Genomic DNA, 17,558 nt, shown 5'->3' with positions numbered 1-17,558 from the left:
CTCCAGCGCAGTTCGTTCCTGGTCCTTGCGGCCGCCCTGGTGGGCGGAGGATGCAAGGACATCGAGATCAAGCCCCAGGATCCGGGGCAGTACAACCGCGCGCTGAACCGCGATCTGGGCAGCCGGGCCGGACTCGAGCGCGATTCCGGACCGTCCCTGCTGCCCGAGAACGAGTTCGCCACGCTGCCGGAGACTTCTGCTCCAGCGACCTGGACCAAGTTCAAGGCTCAGCGTTTCATCCAGCACGAGACCGCACTGGACCCGTCGTCCATCTCGGTGGGTGGTGACGGAATCACGCGCTACACGCTGCTGGTCAGGACCGCGCGCGGGATCGACAATGTCAGCTACGAGGGCATCCGCTGTTCCACGCAGGAATGGAAGATGTACGCCACGGGCCGGCCCGACGGCGGGTGGTCCAGAGCGCCGGCGCCCCGGTGGCAGCGCATCGAGCAGTCGGGTCTCAACGCCATTCGCTACACCTTGTGGGACGAGTACGTCTGCGACCGTGATGGGATGACCCCAAAGAACGGCGCGGTGGTGATCGCTAAGATCAAGAAGTCGAGCGACGGTCTTCTCAGCAGACGCCGGGACGGTACGGACTGAGGACACCTGGCTTCGCCAGGTCAGCCTGCGACGCAACCTGGTTCTGCTCTTTCAGAGCAGCGGAGGCGGAGGATTGTGTCTTCGGCCGGGACTTCGTCCTTGACCTGGCTTTGCCAGGTCAGCCTGCGACGCAATCTGGTTCTGCTCTTTCAGAGCAGAACCAAATTGTCTCGATGAATCAGTTCGGGGTCGTCTTCGTAGCCGAGCCTGGCTTCGATTTCCGAGGTTGGCGCACGCAGGATGCGGCGCGCTTCGTGGGCACTGTAGTTCACCAGACCCCGGGCGATCTCGCGGCCGTCCGGCGCGATGCAGCTCACCACTTCTCCGCGTTCGAAATTGCCCTCGAGTTCGTGAACTCCCACCGGAAGAAGGCTTTTCCCGCCCGCGGCCAGTGCCCGGGCAGCACCGTGGTCGAGCAGGAGTCGCCCTCTGACCTGGAGGTGGTCGGCGAGCCATTGTTTGCGCGCCGCCAGGGTGGGCGTTTCGGCAACGAGCTGGGACCCGATGGCCTCCCCCGACGCGAGCCGTTTCAGGATGTCCGGCTCCCGTCCCGAGGCAATGATCGTGTGTGCTCCACTTCTCGCCGCGCGTTTCGCGGCGAGTATCTTCGTGAGCATGCCGCCCGAGCCGATGTCACTTCCCGCTCCACCGGCCATCGCTTCGAGGGCAGGGTCTCCGGCACGAGCTTCCCGCACCAGGGTCGCCGATGGATCTTTCCGGGGGTCTGCCGTAAACAGCCCGGGCTGGTCCGTGAGGATGATCAACGCGTCGGCTTCGACCAGATTGGTCACCAGAGAGCCCAGCGTGTCGTTGTCGCCGAACCGGATTTCATCGGTGGCGACCGTGTCGTTCTCATTGATGATGGGGATGATCGCCATCGAGAGCAGCGTTCGCAATGTGGAACGGGCGTTCAGGTATCGCCGCCGGTCTGCCAGGTCTTCGTGCGTGAGCAGGATCTGGGCGGTCCGCAGATCGAAGCGTCGAAAGCAGGTTTCGTACGCCTGCACCAGTCCCATCTGCCCGACGGCCGCCGCAGCCTGCAGTTCGTGAAGCGCCTTGGGACGTCGCTTCCAGCCGAGGCGCTGCATCCCTTCCGCGACCGCGCCACTCGACACCAGCAGGACTTCCTTGCCGCCCTTGGCCAGCCCGGCGATCTGCTCTGCCCACTGCGCCAGCGCCGCCAGATCCAGTCCCTGACCTCCGTTGGTCACCAGACTCGAACCGACCTTGACCACCAGGCGTGCAGACTCCCGGACCACGGACATGGACATCATGGCTGCTCCGAGGGCATCTCCGCGGAGACGGTAGCGGTTTCCCTGACACTGTCGAGATGGTCCATGATCCTGTACGTGAGGTCCCGGCACCCTTCGCCCGTCATGGCGGAGATGACATGCACCTGCGCGGCTCCCGTTGCCGCCGAAAGTTCCCGAACGAGCGCTTCGATGCGCTCCTCGCGGTCTTCCGACTGGATCAGGTCCACCTTGTTCAGTACCAGCCATCTCGGTTTGTCGAAGAGCGCCTGAGCGTACTTCTGCAATTCCTGAACGATCGCCGCGGCCTCCCTGACAGGATCGACATCGGGATCGGTCGGGGCGACATCCACGAGATGCAGGAGAAGGCGTGTCCGCGCCAGATGCCGGAGAAACTGGTGCCCCAGGCCCGCACCCTCGGCCGCGCCCTCGATGAGGCCGGGAATGTCGGCGATGACGAAGCTGCGGGCGTGATCGATGCGCACGACACCGAGATTGGGATGCAAGGTGGTGAAGGGGTAGTCCGCCACCTTTGGCCGCGCTGCAGACACGGAGCGAATGAACGTCGACTTCCCCGCGTTGGGCATGCCCAGCAGGCCGACGTCGGCCAGGACCTTGAGTTCGAGCTGCAGCCTGCGGTGATCTCCCGGCTTGCCTGGCGTGCACTGGCGCGGGGCCCGATTGGTGCTCGACTTGAAGTGGATGTTGCCCAATCCACCATCGCCACCCTTGGCAATCAATGCACGATCGCCGTCATGGGCAAGATCTGCGAGGCGCTCCCCCGATTCGATATCCGTGATGACGGTGCCGACCGGCATGCGCAGGGTGACGTCGTCGGCACCCGCGCCATAGCAATCCGAACCCCGTCCCTTCTCGCCATTGCGAGCGCGGTGAATTCGTGCGAAGCGGTAGTCGATGAGCGTGTTGATGTTGCGGTCCGCCACCGCCCAGATGCTTCCGCCCCTTCCCCCATCTCCGCCGTCCGGGCCGCCGCGGGGAATGAACTTCTCGCGGCGGAACGAGGCAATACCGTCCCCGCCGTCTCCGGCATGAACTTCGATGAGGGCTTCGTCGACGAACTTCATGGGCGTGTGTCAGTGCGGGGGGCCGATAAAGCAAAAAAGCCCTATCGCATCGATAGGGCTTCTTGCGGACCCTGCCGTCCGGAATTTCAGGCGGCCACGGGCGTGACGCTGACGGTCTTGCGCTTGAGCGGACCCTTGACGGCAAAACTCACGACGCCATCGACCTTTGCGAACAGCGTGTGATCCTTGCCGACGCCGACGTTGTCCCCGGGGTGCATCTGGGTCCCGCGTTGACGGACCAGAATGTTGCCCGCGAGCACCAGTTGACCGCCGTATCGCTTCACTCCCAGTCGTTTCGACTCGGAATCGCGCCCGTTGCGTGAACTGCCACCTGCTTTCTTGTGTGCCATGGCGTGAGCTCCTGATTACTGGTTGGCCTCGGCAGCCTTGGGGGCTTCCGCGGTCGCAACGCCACCTTTTCCATCGTCGATCCCGGCGATGAAGATCTCCGAGAACCACTGGCGATGTCCGGCCTGCCGCTTGTAGTGCTTGCGGCGGCGGTGCTTGAAGATTCGAACCTTGTCGGCCCGGCCGTGACCCAGAACCGTGACCTTGACGTTGGCGCCGGACACGAGGGGCTTGCCGATTTGCACCGATTCACCGTTGCCGACCATCAGAACCTGGTCCAGCACGACTTCGGAGCCGATGTCGGCGGAGAGCTGTTCTACCTTGAGTTTCGTCCCGGCGCTGACGCGGTATTGCTTGCCGCCGGTTTTGATGACCGCGTACATGGCTGATCCCAATCCGTGTACCAAAAGGGCGCGAATCGTACGAAAAATGCTTCGCCGAGTCAAATGCCAAGACCGTTTCCCTGTGAGAAAAGGCAGCCGCCAGCTTGACACCCGAATCGCACGGTTCCTAAGATTCCCGTTTTCCTCCGGTCCGCCCGTCTTGTCGATCGACGTCATCCGAACTCTCCTGGCCGAGGACCTGCGCGCCGTCGACGACGTCGTGCGTGCCCGTCTGCACTCGGACGTGGCCCTCATCCGCCAGGTGAGCGAATACATCATCGGGTCCGGCGGCAAGCGCCTTCGCCCGGTCCTGCTCCTGCTGGCAGCCGGATCCTGCGGATATCGCGGCCCGCATGCCCACCAACTGGCAGCCGTTGTCGAGTTCATCCATACCGCGACGCTCCTCCACGACGACGTCGTCGACGAGTCCGACATGCGGCGTGGCCGAACCACGGCCAATTCGGTTTTCGGCAATCCGGCCTCCGTCCTGGTGGGCGATTTTCTGTATTCCCGTTCGTTCCAGATGATGGTTTCGGTCGGCCGGCCACGTGTCATGGAAGTGCTTTCCGACGCGACCAACGTGATCGCCGAGGGCGAGGTCATGCAGCTCATGAACGTGCACGATCCCGACATCACCGAGGATGCGTACCTTGGCGTGATCCGTTACAAGACCGCGAAGCTCTTCGAGGCCGCGGGGCGCCTCGGCGCGGTGCTTGCCGACGCTTCGGACACAGTGGAATCGGATCTCGCCAGGTTCGGCATGCATCTCGGGACGGCCTTCCAGGTCATTGACGACGTACTGGATTATTCGGGCGAAACGGCGGAGACCGGCAAGAATCTCGGTGATGACCTGGCAGAAGGCAAGACCACGCTGCCGCTCATCCACGTCCTGCGTTCCGGTACGCGCGACGAGGCGGCCCTTGTGCGCAAGGCGATCGCGGAAGGGGGGCTGGCGGAGTTCGGCCCTGTGATGGCCGCCATCACGAGAACCCGGGCCCTCGAATATGCCCGCAATGCTGCCCGAGCCGAGATCGATCGCGCTGTTGCCATGCTCGATCGCATCGAGTCTTCGCCATACAAGGAGAGTCTGTTACACTTGGCCGCCTTTTCGGTGACGCGTTCGCAGTGATGTTCGTGCAACTGATGTTTGTTCAACGAACGTTCGTTCAGCGAATGATAGTTGGCTGATCGTGTCGCCGGAAACGCTGTCGCACGCAATCGGGACCGAGGCGGGTCCGGTCGCGATGTGGCAGCATCGATTGGAGTTGTCAGTTTGGTCGTGCATGGTGCGTCCGCGAGTGGTCGGCGCACCGTCTTCGGGGTGTAGCTCAGCCTGGTAGAGTACTGCGTTCGGGACGCAGGAGTCGGAGGTTCGAATCCTCTCACCCCGACCAAATCCAACCAAATCCAACATCGACATTCAAGTCCGGCATCCGAGCCGTCACCGACCGCGCTTCTGTGGCCAAATTCCTCCTTCTCCTTGCCGTGATCGCGGGCGTCGTACTGCTGCTCAAGAACTATCAGCGATCGTTGTCCAGACAGCAAAAGGAAGAAGAGGGAGCAGACACGCCGCGTTCCTCACTCGAGGACATGGTCCGATGCGCGCATTGCGGCGTGCACCTTCCCAAGAGCGAAAGCTTCCTGTCCCAGGGGGCCTTCTACTGCACCGACGAACACCGGAAACTCGGGCCGGCGTCCAAGCGCCGCAGCGGCGATTGACGCGTGCCGGGGGTGCCCTGCGGGGCACCGCCGGCGGGGCAGCACTTCCTTGTTCGCTTGACGCGAGGACCTTGCATACGGCATACCGCTGCAGACCCTTTCCCGCGAAAGAGCCCTTTCGTTCCTAACTGATCGAGTTTCAGAGCGCACGTGTCCGATTCACCCGCCGAACACACGCCCACGCCGGAACCCGCCGCGCCCGGGATCGACTATCCCGACAGCTACTGGCGCTCCCTGCTGTACTTCAATGGCTATCGCCTGGCGGTGGCCACCGTGCTGCTGCTTGCAACGGCGGTTCTGGGCCAGACGTTGCTGTTCGGTTCGTGGAACCGGCCGCTGTTCGTCACCGGGTGCGTAGGTTATGTCGTCTATTCGGCTCTGAGTTTCGCGACCATTGCGGCCCGCCGGCCGAGTTTTCCTATCCAGCTCGTCATCCAGGTAGGCGGCGACATCCTGTTCATCGTCCTGCTGCTGCACGCGAGCGGGGGTATTTCCAGCGGGCTGGGGCTCCTTCTGCTCGCCAATCTTGCCGCCGCAGGCATCATCAGCCGAGGCCGCCTCACACTCTTCTTCGCGTCGCTCGCGTCCGTTGCCGTCCTGCTCGAGCACACCTACGAGGTGCTGTTCTTCTATGGCAGCTATACGATGTATCTGCAGGCGGGGCTGCTCTCCATCGGTTACTTCGCCACCGCCTGGCTTGCCCATGCGCTCGCCAAGCGTGCGACTGCGAGCGAGCAACTGGCGGCCCAGCGCGAGGTCGACCTCGCGAGCATGGCGCAGGTGAGCCAGCTCGTGATGCAGGACATGCAGGACGGGGTCATCGTCGTGGATTCACGCGGGGTGGTCCGGCAGATGAATGCCCGCGCCGAGGAACTGCTGGGCCCCGCTCCCAAGGTACGCGACCTGCACCTGAAGGAATACAACTCCGGTCTGGCGGCCAGGCTGGCGCGGTGGCAGGAGAATCCCGATGCGGGCTTCGATCCGCTGCGCACCATACTCACCCAGAAGGTCACGGCTGCCCGGTTCGTGCCGGTGGGCAGCCGCGAAAGCCAGGGCGTGGTCATCTTCATCGAAGACCTCACGCGTATCCAGACACAGGCGCAACAGATGAAGCTCGTGTCGCTGGGCCGGCTCACGGCCAACATCGCGCACGAGATCCGCAATCCGTTGTCCGCCATCAATCACGCTGCCGAACTGCTGCAGGAAGAGCAGGGGACCAACGAAACGCAGCGCCGGCTGCTGCAGATCATCCACGACAACGCACAGCGACTGGACCGGATGGTGCAGGACGTTCTCCGTCTGAATCGGCGGGACCGCGCGGTCCGCGAGACGTTTTCGCTTGGGGAGTTCCTGCGGAATTTCGCTGCCCAGTTCTGCGAGATCGAGAAGGTCGCCCCCGAGCTGATCCGCGTGAACATGTCGGTTCAACCCCGTGTGAGCTTCGATCGCTCGCACCTGAATCAAGTCATGTGGAACCTGTGCCGCAATGCGTTGCGGTACAGCAAGAGGCAGGAAGGCAGCGTGCAGATCGCGGTGGAGCCGGGAGCGGCGCACGGTACAGTAGAATTGAGTGTCATAGACGACGGTCCCGGCGTGGCCGAATCGCTGCGTGCCCATCTGTTCGAGCCGTTCTTCACGACGGCTTCCAGCGGCACCGGCCTCGGTCTCTACATCGCCCGGGAAGTATGCGAAGCCAACGGTGCGAATTTGTCGTATGTGGAGCGTCCCGCGGGCGCCCAATTCATGGTGGTGATCAAGAGCGTCTGAACCGGCCTGTCCGGCGGTTTTCCAGGAGAGAGGCAGTGAAGCGCAAAGAGCCGAACGCAAGCGGGGCGGGCACGCGGACAGTGCTGATCGTGGACGACGAGGAGGACATCCTCGAACTGATCGAGCTCACGCTGCTGCGCATGGGGCTCGAGGTGGAACGGGCCATGCGGGTCGGCGAGGCGATAGAGAAAGTCAAGACAGGCCACTTCGATCTTTGCCTGACCGACATGCGGCTTCCCGATGGCGAAGGACTGCAGCTTGTCGAGTTCATTTCGCAGAACGTACGCGACCTTCCCGTGGCCGTCATCACGGCGCACGGCAACACCGAGAACGCGGTTGCTGCCCTCAAGGCGGGCGCCTTCGATTACCTGGCCAAGCCTGTATCGCTCGAGCAGTTGCGCACCCTGGTCAAGTCCGCGCTGTCCTTGCCCGCCGCCACCCAGGCCCGGGCCGTTACGGAACAGGGGTTGATCGGCACGTCCGCGATCATGCAGCACGTGCGGGAGATGATTGAGAAGCTGGCGCGCAGCGAAGCGCCGGTGCACGTCACAGGCGAATCGGGTAGCGGCAAGGAACTTGCGGCGCGGCTCATTCATCAGAAGAGCGTGCGGCGGGACAAGCCTTTTGTGCCCGTGAACTGCGGCGCCATCCCGGAGAACCTGATGGAGAGCGAATTCTTCGGATATCGGAAAGGTGCCTTCACTGGCGCTGATGCCGACCGGGACGGGTTCTTCCAGGCCGCACATGGCGGCACGCTGTTCCTGGACGAGGTCGCCGATCTGCCGCTGCCAATGCAGGTGAAACTGCTGCGCGCCATCCAGGAAAAGAAGGTGCGCAAGGTGGGCTACACGCAGGAAGAGGCCGTCGATGTCCGCATCATCAGTGCCACGCACCAGAATCTCAGCGAATGCGTGGAGTCCGGCAAGTTCCGCCACGATCTCTACTACCGGCTCAACGTCATCGAGCTGCGCATGCCAGCCCTGCGGGACAGGCGTGAGGATGTGCCCCTCTTCGCCGAATTCATTCTCGACCGTCTTGCCCGCAGCATCCAGGGCCCCAAGCCGGAAATCGAATCGGGGGCGATGAAGGCACTGCAGCAGTACGACTTCCCCGGCAACGTTCGCGAGCTCGAGAACATCCTAGAGCGTGCCCTGGCTCTTTGCAGCAACGGGAAGATCACCGAGGACGACCTTCAGATCACGCCGCCCGAGATCGTCACGCGGGAAGCGGCGCCCGTCGGAAGCAACGGCAAGTGGCCGCTGCAGGACTATCTCGACCGCGTCGAGCGCGAGGCAATCCTTGAGGCGCTGGAGAAGACCCGGTTCAATCGCACGGCGGCAGCCAAGCTCCTGGGGATCACCTTCCGTTCGATCCGTTACCGGATGGAACGGTTGGGCATCGAGTAACGGCCCCCGCAACGCCTGCAGTACACGACCCCCGGGGGCCCAGATGCGGTTCGGCATCGACCAGTTCGGGTGGCATCCCGGCGCCACCCAGATACCCTCGCCGCATTTCGATGCCCGCCCGGCAGGTGTCCTCGCCGAGTTGCTGGTCATCCACAACATCAGCCTCCCACCCGGGGACTTCGGCGGAGGCTTCGTGGATGACCTCTTTCTGGGCCGTCTGGATTGCGGCGCGCACCCCTACTTCGACCGGCTGCGGGGATTGCGGGTGTCGTCACACTTCCTGATCCGCCGCACGGGCGCCCTGGTCCAGTACGTGTCCTGTCTTCACAGGGCCTGGCATGCGGGCCAGTCGACGTGGCGAGGCCGGGAGCGGTGCAACGACTTCTCCATCGGCGTCGAACTGGAGGGAGCCGACGACCTCTCCTTCATGGAAGTCCAATACGGAGCCCTCGCCTCACTCGCGCGGTCGCTGGCCCGATGCTACGGGCTCGTTGCCGCCGCTGGACATTCCGACATCGCGCCCGGGCGCAAGACCGATCCGGGCCCCTGGTTCGACTGGGCCAGGTTCATGCGGGACACCGGTCTGCCGGGACCGGTACCCGCCTCCCCGGGCGAATGAGTCCGGGCGTTCCCCCATCTTCGCTCTGCCGGAGACGCTGCGACCGGCTGCCCGTGCACCCGTGAAGGTCCTCTACACCGATCACTATGTCCTTCCCCTGCCGGAGGGGCATCGCTTTCCGATGGAGAAGTACCGGATGCTGCGTGAACGGGTGGTTGCCTCCGGGGTGTGCCGGGACGAGCCGCCGGTTTCCCCCCGCGCGGCCACAGACGAGGAAATCCTGCGGGTGCACGATGCCGGCTATCTGGGGCGCGTGGTCGCCGGAACTCTCGCGCCGGAGGAGATCAGGCGTATCGGGTTTCCCTGGACGCCGGAGATGGTCGAGAGGTCCCGGCGTTCGAGCGGCGCGACTCTGGAGGCTTGCCGAGCCGCGATCGAGGACGGCATGGCGGTCAACCTGGCGGGCGGCACTCACCACGCCTTCCGCGACCGTGGCGAGGGCTACTGCGTCTTCAACGATGCGGCCATTGCGGCGGTCGCGATGCAGGCTGAAGAGCGCGTGCGACGCGTGCTGATCGTCGACTGCGACGTTCATCAGGGCAATGGCACGGCGTCCATCTTCCGCGATGATCCGTCCGTATTCACCTTCTCCATGCATGGTGCTCACAATTTTCCGTTCCGCAAGGAAGAAAGCGATCTCGACATCGAGCTTCCGGACGGAACCGGGGATGCGGAATATCTCCGGGCTCTCGAAAGCGGTCTGTTCCGCGCCATGTCTGCCGCCCAGGCCGGACTCGTGATCTATCTGGCGGGGGCCGATCCGCACGAAGGAGATCGTCTCGGCCGCCTGAAACTCACCAAGGGCGGACTGGAGGCGCGCGACAGGTTCGTGCTGCGGACCTGCGCTGATTCGGGGTTGCCCATCGCAGTCACCATGGCAGGGGGCTACGGTCGCCGGATCGAGGACACCGTCGACATCCACTTCGCGACGGTTCGCGCCGTGGCTGAGATGAACCGTCGCTGATCGGCGTCGCCCGCGGCAAGCCAGTACCGGCATCTTCGATGCCCGCGTCATCCGGAGGCGGGCGCGACGAGCCACCCAGTTCTGCAACCTAGTGGCAAATATCGGGCTGGTTCGAGTGCTGGCGCGGCTTTCCACAACGGCGTCATGCGATGTCGGGCGTCGCCCGAGCGATCCGCCTTGACACACCGACCCTAAACACTAGAATTTGTTTCTCGACCATGCAATGAACACAAGATGTTGTGTCCACCATGGAAGGGTACCGAAGACTTGGTGGCGATTGCGCCCCAGAACACAACATATAGGGTGCTGCGACAACCGGATCGAGGCAGATTGCCCGACCCGCCTGCGGCTCCCCCGCCATCCGACTCAGGAGGACGAATGCAACTTGTCACCGAAACCGCCACACCGCTGATGCAGGATGCCGCCTTCGGGCACATGCAGGAGGCGGTCGTGCGCGAATCCCGATATGGCGATTTCAAGGTGATTCGTCGCAATGGCGCGGTGGTCGGGTTCGAGCCTGGCAAGATCAGCGTGGCGATGACCAAAGCCTTCATCGCCGTCAACGGCGGACAGGGAGCGGCATCCGCCCGGGTGCGCGAAATGGTGGCAAAGCTGACCGATGCGGTCGTCGGAGCGCTTGTGCGCCGGCAGCCGCAGGGCGGAACCTTCCACATCGAGGACATCCAGGACCAGGTCGAACTGGCGCTCATGCGTTTCGGCGAGCACGACGTCGCGCGTGCCTACGTTCTGTACCGCGAGGAGCGCACGAGGGAGAGGGCAAGGGCGAAGGAGGCGCAGGCCAAACAGGCGCCTCAGGTGGTCAACGTCAACGATGCGGGCGTGCTGCGCCCCCTGGACCTCGACGGCCTCACGACTCTGGTGACCGAAGCGTGTGCCGGGCTGCAGGACACCGTGGATGGCGGCCTCATCCTGCAGAACATCCTCCGTGACGTCTACGAGGGAGTGTCGATGGATGAGGTGCGCAAGTGCACCGTTCTCGCGGCCCGTGCGCTCATAGAGAAAGACCCTGCCTACAGCTACGTCACGGCCCGCCTGCTGCTGGACAACGTCCGCTTCGAGGTCCTGGGCGAATCCGTGGGCCAGAGCGCGATGAACGCCCGGTATGCGGAATACTTCCCGCGCTTCATCAAGCAGGGGGTCGGAGCGGGGCTGCTGGACGAGCGGCTGGCGCGTTACGACTTGGAGAGGCTGGGTCAGGCCCTGGATGCCGAACGTGACCTCAAGTTCGGCTACCTGGGTCTGCAGACGCTGTACGACCGGTACTTCCTCCACGTTCACGGCCGCCGGATCGAGCTGCCGCAGGCGTTCTTCATGCGGGTGGCCATGGGCCTCGCCCTGAACGAAGTCGACCGCGAGGCCCGAACCATCGAGTTCTACCGGGTGCTCTCGAGCTTCGATTTCATGAGTTCCACGCCCACCCTGTTCAATTCCGGGACGCAACGTTCCCAGCTCTCCAGTTGTTACCTGACCACGGTGTCCGATGACCTCGAAGGCATCTACGAGGCCATCAAGGAAAACGCGCTCCTCTCCAAGTTCGCCGGAGGGCTGGGCAACGACTGGACGCCTGTGAGGGCGCTGGGGTCCCACATCAAGGGCACCAACGGCAAGAGCCAGGGTGTCGTGCCCTTCCTCAAGGTGGTCAACGACACGGCCGTGGCGGTGAACCAGGGCGGCAAGCGCAAGGGGGCGGTCTGCTCGTACCTGGAAACGTGGCACCTGGACATCGAAGAGTTCCTGGAACTGCGCAAGAACACCGGCGACGACCGGCGCCGTACCCACGACATGAACACGGCGAACTGGATTCCGGATCTGTTCATGAAGCGGGTGATGGAAGGTGCCGAATGGACCCTGTTCTCCCCGGCCGACGTGCCCGACCTGCACGACCGCTTCGGCAAGTCGTTCGAGGAAGCCTATGTCCGTTACGAGGACAAGGCGGCGAGAGGCGAGTTGAGGCTGTTCAAGAAGATCCCTGCGCTCCAGCTCTGGCGGAAGATGCTGTCCATGCTGTTCGAGACGGGGCATCCCTGGATCACCTTCAAGGACCCCTGCAACATCCGCTCGCCGCAGCAGCACGTGGGGGTCGTGCACAGCTCCAACCTGTGCACCGAGATCACGCTGAACACGTCCGACACGGAAATCGCCGTATGCAACCTGGGGTCGATCAATCTCGTGGCCCACATGCGCGACGGCAAGCTCGACCTGGACAAGCTGAAGCAGACCGTCTCGACGGCCATGCGGATGCTCGACAACGTCATCGACATCAATTACTACGCCGTCAACAAGGCCCGGAACGCCAATCTGAAGCACCGCCCCGTGGGTCTCGGGATCATGGGATTCCAGGACTGCCTGCACGAGATGCGGGTGCCGTATGCGTCGCGGGAGGCGGTGGAGTTCGCGGACCGTTCCATGGAGGCGGTTGCCTATTTCGCCTACTGGGCCTCCACCGAGCTGTCCCAGGAGAGGGGGCGGTATTCCACGTACGAAGGCTCCCTCTGGTCCCGCGGATTGCTGCCGCAGGACACGCTCCAGCTCCTGGCAGAGGCGCGAGGCGGCTACGTGGAAGTCGACACGTCGGCAACGATGGACTGGGATGCCCTGCGCGCGCGCATCGCCCAATACGGCATGCGCAATTCGAACTGTCTCGCCATCGCCCCCACGGCCACCATCGCCAACATCGTGGGCGTGTCCGCCTCCATCGAGCCCAACTACCAGAACCTGTACGTGAAGTCGAACCTCTCGGGCGAGTTCACCGTGGCCAACGAGTACCTCGTACGTGACCTGAAGCGGGACGGGCTGTGGGACGAAGTCATGATCGCGGACATCAAGTACTTCGACGGCAGCCTCGCGAAGGTCGATCGCATCCCCGGGGAATTGCGTGCGCTGTATGCCACGGCCTTCGAGATGGAGCCCATGTGGCTGGTCGAGGCCGCCGCCCGCCGGCAGAAGTGGATCGACCAGGCCCAGTCGCTCAACATCTACATGGCCGGTGCATCCGGAAAGAAGCTCGACGAGACCTACAAGCTCGCATGGGTTCGCGGTCTCAAGACCACCTACTACCTGAGAACGCTGGCTGCGACGTCGGCCGAGAAGTCCACCGGGCGGGGGGGCGAGCTCAATTCCGTTCCTGCTCACGGCGGCATGGCGGCGTCGCCGGCAGCCGCGGAGCCGAAGTTCTGCGCGATCGACGATCCGACGTGCGAAGCATGCCAATGACCGCTGGCCGGCGCTGGATCTGACCAACACGGAAACGAAGAACAAGAGGACATTACCCAATGCTGCAATTCGAAGACGCCGCCACTCCACTGTCTGGCCTGGGTCTCCAGTCGTTGCGCGACACCGGCGGCTCCCAGCCGGTCACGGCGCGGAGCCAGCCGGCACCGGCGCCTGTGCCCGCACAGAGCCCGTTCGGCCGGATACGGGTGGAGGACAAGCGGGTCATCAACGGAACGGCCGACGTCAATCAGCTGGTGCCGTTCAAGTACAAGTGGGCGTGGGAGAAGTATCTGGCGGGCTGCGCGAATCACTGGATGCCGCAGGAAGTCAACATGAGCCGCGACATCGCCACCTGGAAGGACCCTCATGCGTTGACGGAAGACGAGCGGCTCATCGTCAAGCGCAACCTGGGCTTCTTCGTGACCGCCGACAGCCTCGCCGCGAACAACATCGTGCTGGGCACCTACCGGCATATCACGGCGCCGGAGTGCCGGCAGTACCTCCTGAGGCAGGCCTTCGAGGAGGCCATCCACACGCACGCCTATCAGTACATCGTCGAAAGTCTGGGGCTGGACGAAGGCGAGATCTTCAACGCTTACCACGAGGTCGACAGCATCCGGGAGAAGGACGAGTTCCTCATTCCGTTCATCGAGACGCTCACCAATCCGGGTTTCAAGACCGGAACGCCGGAAAACGACCAGAAGCTTCTGCGCAGCCTGATCGTGTTCGCCTGCATCATGGAAGGACTGTTCTTTTACGTCGGATTTGCCCAGATTCTGGCACTCGGGCGGCAGAACAAGATGACCGGGGCGGCCGAGCAGTACCAGTACATCCTGCGAGACGAGTCCATGCACTGCAACTTCGGCATTGACCTCATCAACCAGATCAAGCTGGAGAACCCGCAGCTGTGGACCCCGAGTTCCGAGAGGAGATTCGCAGCCTCATGCAGCGCGGTGTGGAGTTGGAATATCGCTACGCAGAGGATACGATGCCGCGTGGCGTGCTCGGCTCAACGCGCCAATGTTTAAGGAATACCTAAGATTTGTCGCTAATCGCAGGTGTCAGCAGATCGGACTGGAAATTCCGTATCCCGGAGCGAATAATCCGTTCCCGTGGATGTCGGAGATGATCGATCTGAAGAAGGAGAAGAACTTCTTCGAGACACGCGTCATCGAGTACCAGACCGGTGGCGCCTTGAGTTGGGATTGAATGGTGTGTTCGACGGCAGTGTCCTGAGGGATTCGCGTCGTACGCACCGGTGGCGCGGCGGCAGTGTGGCTGCCTCGTCCGGGCCCGGATGACTGCGGAATTCTCCGACGCAGCCCGGGGTGGTGTGAACGGGAACAAGGAGTCGCAAGTTCCTTCAAGACGCAAAGGCGGGGGCGCACTCGGTTGCATCCACTGAGTTCGCTTCCAGCAGGTCAACGCGGGTGGGACGTGTCGATGGGCAGCGCTCGTAGGCACGGGCCGTCTCCCTTTCTTCGCCGAGGGCGCTCAAGCGCGCTCGGTGCCGGTGTTTCTCCCTCTTCGTTTTCGTACGCCGAGTGGCTTCGGGCGCGGTTCGTCTCACTGCGCCCCGGAGGGTTACTCGCTGTTCGGACGCATGGGCATTCCGTCGAACGGATGCGCATGCCATCGGGCTGTCGCGATGCGGTTGCGTTACAAGCATGCTTTTTGCGTAAGCGCGTCGCTGCAGTCGCGGAGTCGGTTGCTGCGGTATTGCAACAGTCTTCGCGAATGTGCTGTTCAACTCTCTTCAGGAGGTATTGAAATGGCAGTTGCCAAGAAGGCCACCGCGGCCAAGAAGGCTCCGGCGAAGAAGAAAGCGCCGGCGGCCAAGAAGCCCGCCGCAAAGAAGACTGCAGCGAAGAAGCCCGCTGTGAAGAAGGTCGCCGCCAAGAAGCCGGCAGCCAAGAAGGTAGCCGCAAAGAAGCCCCGCAGCCAAGAAGGTCGCCGCCAAGAAGCCGGCAGCCAAGAAGGTTGCAGCGAAGAAGCCGGCAGCCAAGAAGGTTGCAGCGAAGAAGCCGGTAGCCAAGAAGGTTGCAGCGAAGAAGCCCGCAGCCAAGAAGGTCGCCGCCAAGAAGCCGGCAGCCAAGAAGGTTGCAGCGAAGAAGCCGGCAGCCAAGAAGGTCGCCGCCAAGAAGCCGGTAGCCAAGAAGGTCGCCGCCAAGAAGCCGGCAGCCAAGAAGGTTGCAGCGAAGAAGCCGGCAGCCAAGAAGGCTGCTGCGCCCAAGAAGCCTGCGGCCCCCAAGAAGGCTGCGGCTCCCAAGAAAGCTGCGCCGAAGAAGGCTGCTGCCAAGCCCGCCGCTCCCGCGGCCGCGGCCCCCGCAGCGCCCAAGCCTCTGTCGGCTCCGGCCGCGTGGCCCTTTCCTGTAGCGGGTAGACCGAACTAATCGCTACCCAGATGCCTGCGGGCAGCTCTGCATCCGAGATGGATACCAGTCACTGATCCGCGGGCTCTTGGCTCTTGCTGGGGTGCCGATCGTGTCGACGATCGCACCTTGAGCGCAACACGCCTCCCCCGTTCTTCGCTCCAGCTTCGTCTGAGTGCGTCCGCGCAAGCGGCACCGTCAGAACGTCTTCCCGCAATTCCAGAGCGCTGTCCTGCCAGCCTTGGCCGAGTCCCGATCGCCCGGCGATCCCCTTCCGGTTCGTCCACTCCGGTCTCGCCCTGCTGCCGCGTTCTCCCGCTCTTCCGAAGCGTCTGGGCTTGGCGCCCTGCGTTACCATCCGAACGATCCTGGTCGCGGAGGCGAACATGAACGCGTGTAAATCTTTCGGCATTCGGTGCCAGAGGGCTTTGCTGGTTTGCTGGTTGTGCTTTGCGGCCGTGGTGTCGGCCGAGGAGCCGGCACGTTTTCGCCTGGGCGATCTGATCGTCAGCGAGTTTGCGGGCACGTTCGAGGACATCCGGGATCAGCTTGTCTTCTCGATAGAGCAGAAGGGGCTCGCCGTCAGCAACACGGCAGCCGTGGGCGACATGCTGAAGCGCACTCGCAGCGATGTCGGCGGAGCGCGCGACCTCTACGGGAACGCGGAGATTGTGCAGTTCTGCTCGGCGAGCACCGCGCACGGCTCGACCCAGGTCGACGCGCATCTCGTGGGTCTTTGTCCGTATTCCGTGGCGGTCTACACGCTCTCCGGTACGCCAGGCCGGGTATACGTGAGCTACAGAACGCTGCTGATGCCCGAGATCTCGCCCGACGTCCGAGCGGCTCTGGAGCGGTCCGAGGCACTGGTCGCGGGCGTCGTGAAGGGCATCTCCCAGTGAACCGGCAAGCGGTCTTGCCGCCACGCGTGGAGTGACCGCAGACCTCCGGTCCGAACAGGAGACGGAACCGCCATGGAAAGAAAGAGACTGTCCGCCACGCAGATCCGGTCCGTCGGTTATGACCCGGCCTCGCAGACGCTGGAGGTGGAGTTCCCCAGCGGTTCGATCGTGCAGTACTCCCGCGTTTCCCCCGAGGTGTATCGGCGCCTGATGGCGGCGCCTTCCCCAGGCAGCTACTTTCGCGACAACATCGAGGAATCCTTCACCGCAAGACGGCTCCGCTGAGCGATCTAACTCAGCATTCCGGTTCGCCGTCGGCGGGCCGCGGATCGGGATCGAAGGCGAATCGGTGCGGCAGATCCGCGGCCGCGATGCGTTCCACCGGCACGGCGCAACCGGCGAGGCGCAACCAAGGAGGAGGCACAGCGGCGTCTCCCGCCATCCAGCGTGCCAGGGCGTCATCGGTCACCGGCTTCCCGTGCTCGTCCGAAAGCCACGGCACGATCCGCGGAAGATCCCGATCGTCGAGCGTTCCGACCCCGGCGTCGGCCAGAATCACGACTCGCTCGCGGTCGTCCAGCCAGGCACCGTCGACTCGACCGGCGTCGTGGCCTGTATGGGTGACAAGCGTGTTTCCGTCCTGCGTCTCGAGCCGGTACACGTGCGGCGCACCCGGGAGTGCGACATAGACCCGCTGTGGTCCGTTCTGGAAGTACCAGCGGCCTCTGGCGTCGGATTCATAGTTGCGATTGATGAAGGCGATGACGCCCGCGTTGCCGATGCGCTCGCCCTTGAGAAGCCAGTTTCCCCGCGGGTCCAGCGACAGCCAGCCGTACGCGTGGGGAACGTCGGGCCACTTTTCCAGCGCCTTGCGGACGATGTCATCCATAATTCCGGCTCGGCACTTCG

15 protein-coding genes, 1 tRNA gene and 2 pseudogenes are annotated in these 17,558 nt (G+C 63.6%); 13 read left to right on the top strand and 5 right to left on the bottom strand.

All coding sequences use genetic code 11. From position 1 onward, the window contains the following. The first annotated feature begins 60 nt into the window (after positions 1-60). Positions 61-603: a CNP1-like family protein gene (locus tag IPK20_24885; protein ID MBK8019600.1), complete on the top strand. Its 543-nt coding sequence runs from the start codon at positions 61-63 to the stop codon at positions 601-603. A gap of 149 nt (positions 604-752) precedes the next feature. Here the strand turns inward: IPK20_24885 and IPK20_24880 are convergent, their stop codons facing one another. The 4 genes from IPK20_24880 to rplU form a co-directional block, all read right to left on the bottom strand. Next, on the bottom strand, positions 753-1,877 hold the full coding sequence (locus tag IPK20_24880; GenBank protein ID MBK8019599.1) for a glutamate 5-kinase: 1,125 nt from the start codon (positions 1,875-1,877) through the stop codon (positions 753-755). Beyond that, entirely contained in the window at positions 1,874-2,938 is a 1,065-nt protein-coding gene (obgE, locus tag IPK20_24875) for a GTPase ObgE (GenBank protein ID MBK8019598.1), read from the bottom strand. The genes IPK20_24880 and obgE overlap by 4 nt, the downstream gene beginning before the upstream one ends. A gap of 86 nt (positions 2,939-3,024) precedes the next feature. Beyond that, a complete protein-coding gene (gene rpmA / locus IPK20_24870; protein MBK8019597.1) occupies positions 3,025-3,288 on the bottom strand; it encodes a 50S ribosomal protein L27 in 264 nt (87 codons plus the stop codon). Between the two features lie 15 nt (positions 3,289-3,303). Next, positions 3,304-3,669 (bottom strand): 50S ribosomal protein L21, encoded by a 366-nt coding sequence (gene rplU, locus IPK20_24865; protein ID MBK8019596.1) that lies wholly within the window; start codon positions 3,667-3,669, stop codon positions 3,304-3,306. Between the two features lie 46 nt (positions 3,670-3,715). Here rplU and IPK20_24860 point away from each other — a divergent pair, with 46 nt between their 5' ends. The 12 genes and pseudogenes from IPK20_24860 (at position 3,716) to IPK20_24805 (ending at position 16,934) form a co-directional block, all read left to right on the top strand. Beyond that, positions 3,716-4,798: a polyprenyl synthetase family protein gene (locus IPK20_24860; GenBank protein MBK8019595.1), complete on the top strand. Its 1,083-nt coding sequence runs from the start codon at positions 3,716-3,718 to the stop codon at positions 4,796-4,798. 188 nt (positions 4,799-4,986) lie between these two features. After that, positions 4,987-5,063, top strand: a tRNA-Pro gene (locus IPK20_24855). 64 nt (positions 5,064-5,127) lie between these two features. Continuing rightward, positions 5,128-5,388, top strand: coding sequence for a preprotein translocase subunit YajC (locus IPK20_24850; protein ID MBK8019594.1), 261 nt, complete (start codon positions 5,128-5,130; stop codon positions 5,386-5,388). Positions 5,389-5,538: 150 nt separating this feature from the next. After that, positions 5,539-7,155, top strand: a complete 1,617-nt coding sequence (locus tag IPK20_24845) for a HAMP domain-containing histidine kinase (protein MBK8019593.1) — start codon at positions 5,539-5,541, stop codon at positions 7,153-7,155. Continuing rightward, positions 7,074-8,561, top strand: coding sequence for a sigma-54-dependent Fis family transcriptional regulator (locus tag IPK20_24840; GenBank protein MBK8019592.1), 1,488 nt, complete (start codon positions 7,074-7,076; stop codon positions 8,559-8,561). The genes IPK20_24845 and IPK20_24840 overlap by 82 nt, the downstream gene beginning before the upstream one ends. Before the next feature lie 43 nt (positions 8,562-8,604). Further along, on the top strand, positions 8,605-9,180 hold the full coding sequence (gene ampD, locus IPK20_24835) for a 1,6-anhydro-N-acetylmuramyl-L-alanine amidase AmpD (protein ID MBK8019591.1): 576 nt from the start codon (positions 8,605-8,607) through the stop codon (positions 9,178-9,180). 61 nt (positions 9,181-9,241) lie between these two features. Then, a complete protein-coding gene (locus IPK20_24830; GenBank protein MBK8019590.1) occupies positions 9,242-10,144 on the top strand; it encodes a histone deacetylase in 903 nt (300 codons plus the stop codon). A gap of 378 nt (positions 10,145-10,522) precedes the next feature. After that, entirely contained in the window at positions 10,523-13,378 is a 2,856-nt protein-coding gene (locus IPK20_24825; protein MBK8019589.1) for a ribonucleoside-diphosphate reductase subunit alpha, read from the top strand. A 59-nt stretch (positions 13,379-13,437) separates the two neighbouring features. After that, positions 13,438-14,587, top strand: a pseudogene (locus IPK20_24820) (ribonucleotide-diphosphate reductase subunit beta). Positions 14,588-15,149: 562 nt separating this feature from the next. Further along, positions 15,150-15,771 (top strand): annotated as a pseudogene (locus IPK20_24815) (histone H1-like DNA-binding protein). 365 nt (positions 15,772-16,136) lie between these two features. After that, complete coding sequence (locus IPK20_24810; GenBank protein ID MBK8019588.1) at positions 16,137-16,649, top strand: DUF302 domain-containing protein; 513 nt, start codon at positions 16,137-16,139, stop codon at positions 16,647-16,649. Positions 16,650-16,721: 72 nt separating this feature from the next. Then, positions 16,722-16,934 (top strand): KTSC domain-containing protein, encoded by a 213-nt coding sequence (locus tag IPK20_24805; protein ID MBK8019587.1) that lies wholly within the window; start codon positions 16,722-16,724, stop codon positions 16,932-16,934. A gap of 10 nt (positions 16,935-16,944) precedes the next feature. Here the strand turns inward: IPK20_24805 and IPK20_24800 are convergent, their stop codons facing one another. Beyond that, positions 16,945-17,538, bottom strand: a complete 594-nt coding sequence (locus tag IPK20_24800) for a DUF2946 family protein (protein ID MBK8019586.1) — start codon at positions 17,536-17,538, stop codon at positions 16,945-16,947. Positions 17,539-17,558 lie beyond the last annotated feature (20 nt).

The sequence above is a fragment of the Betaproteobacteria bacterium genome, assembly GCA_016713305.1.
Lineage (GTDB): Bacteria > Pseudomonadota > Gammaproteobacteria > Burkholderiales.
Note: the sequence above shows the minus strand (reverse complement) of the source record. Positions and strands in the feature narration are given on the sequence as shown.

Excerpts from the sequence above, each read along its gene's own strand:
- IPK20_24880 (MBK8019599.1), bottom strand. The coding sequence starts at position 1,877 with ATGATGTCCATGTCCGTGGTCCGGGAGTCTGCACGCCTGGTGGTCAAG.
- obgE (MBK8019598.1), bottom strand. The coding sequence starts at position 2,938 with ATGAAGTTCGTCGACGAAGCCCTCATCGAAGTTCATGCCGGAGACGGC.
- rpmA (MBK8019597.1), bottom strand. The coding sequence starts at position 3,288 with ATGGCACACAAGAAAGCAGGTGGCAGTTCACGCAACGGGCGCGATTCC.
- rplU (MBK8019596.1), bottom strand. The coding sequence starts at position 3,669 with ATGTACGCGGTCATCAAAACCGGCGGCAAGCAATACCGCGTCAGCGCC.
- IPK20_24860 (MBK8019595.1), top strand. The coding sequence starts at position 3,716 with ATGCTTCGCCGAGTCAAATGCCAAGACCGTTTCCCTGTGAGAAAAGGC.
- IPK20_24840 (MBK8019592.1), top strand. The coding sequence starts at position 7,074 with ATGCGAAGCCAACGGTGCGAATTTGTCGTATGTGGAGCGTCCCGCGGG.
- ampD (MBK8019591.1), top strand. The coding sequence starts at position 8,605 with ATGCGGTTCGGCATCGACCAGTTCGGGTGGCATCCCGGCGCCACCCAG.
- IPK20_24825 (MBK8019589.1), top strand. The coding sequence starts at position 10,523 with ATGCAACTTGTCACCGAAACCGCCACACCGCTGATGCAGGATGCCGCC.
- IPK20_24810 (MBK8019588.1), top strand. The coding sequence starts at position 16,137 with ATGAACGCGTGTAAATCTTTCGGCATTCGGTGCCAGAGGGCTTTGCTG.
- IPK20_24805 (MBK8019587.1), top strand. The coding sequence starts at position 16,722 with ATGGAAAGAAAGAGACTGTCCGCCACGCAGATCCGGTCCGTCGGTTAT.
- IPK20_24800 (MBK8019586.1), bottom strand. The coding sequence starts at position 17,538 with ATGGATGACATCGTCCGCAAGGCGCTGGAAAAGTGGCCCGACGTTCCC.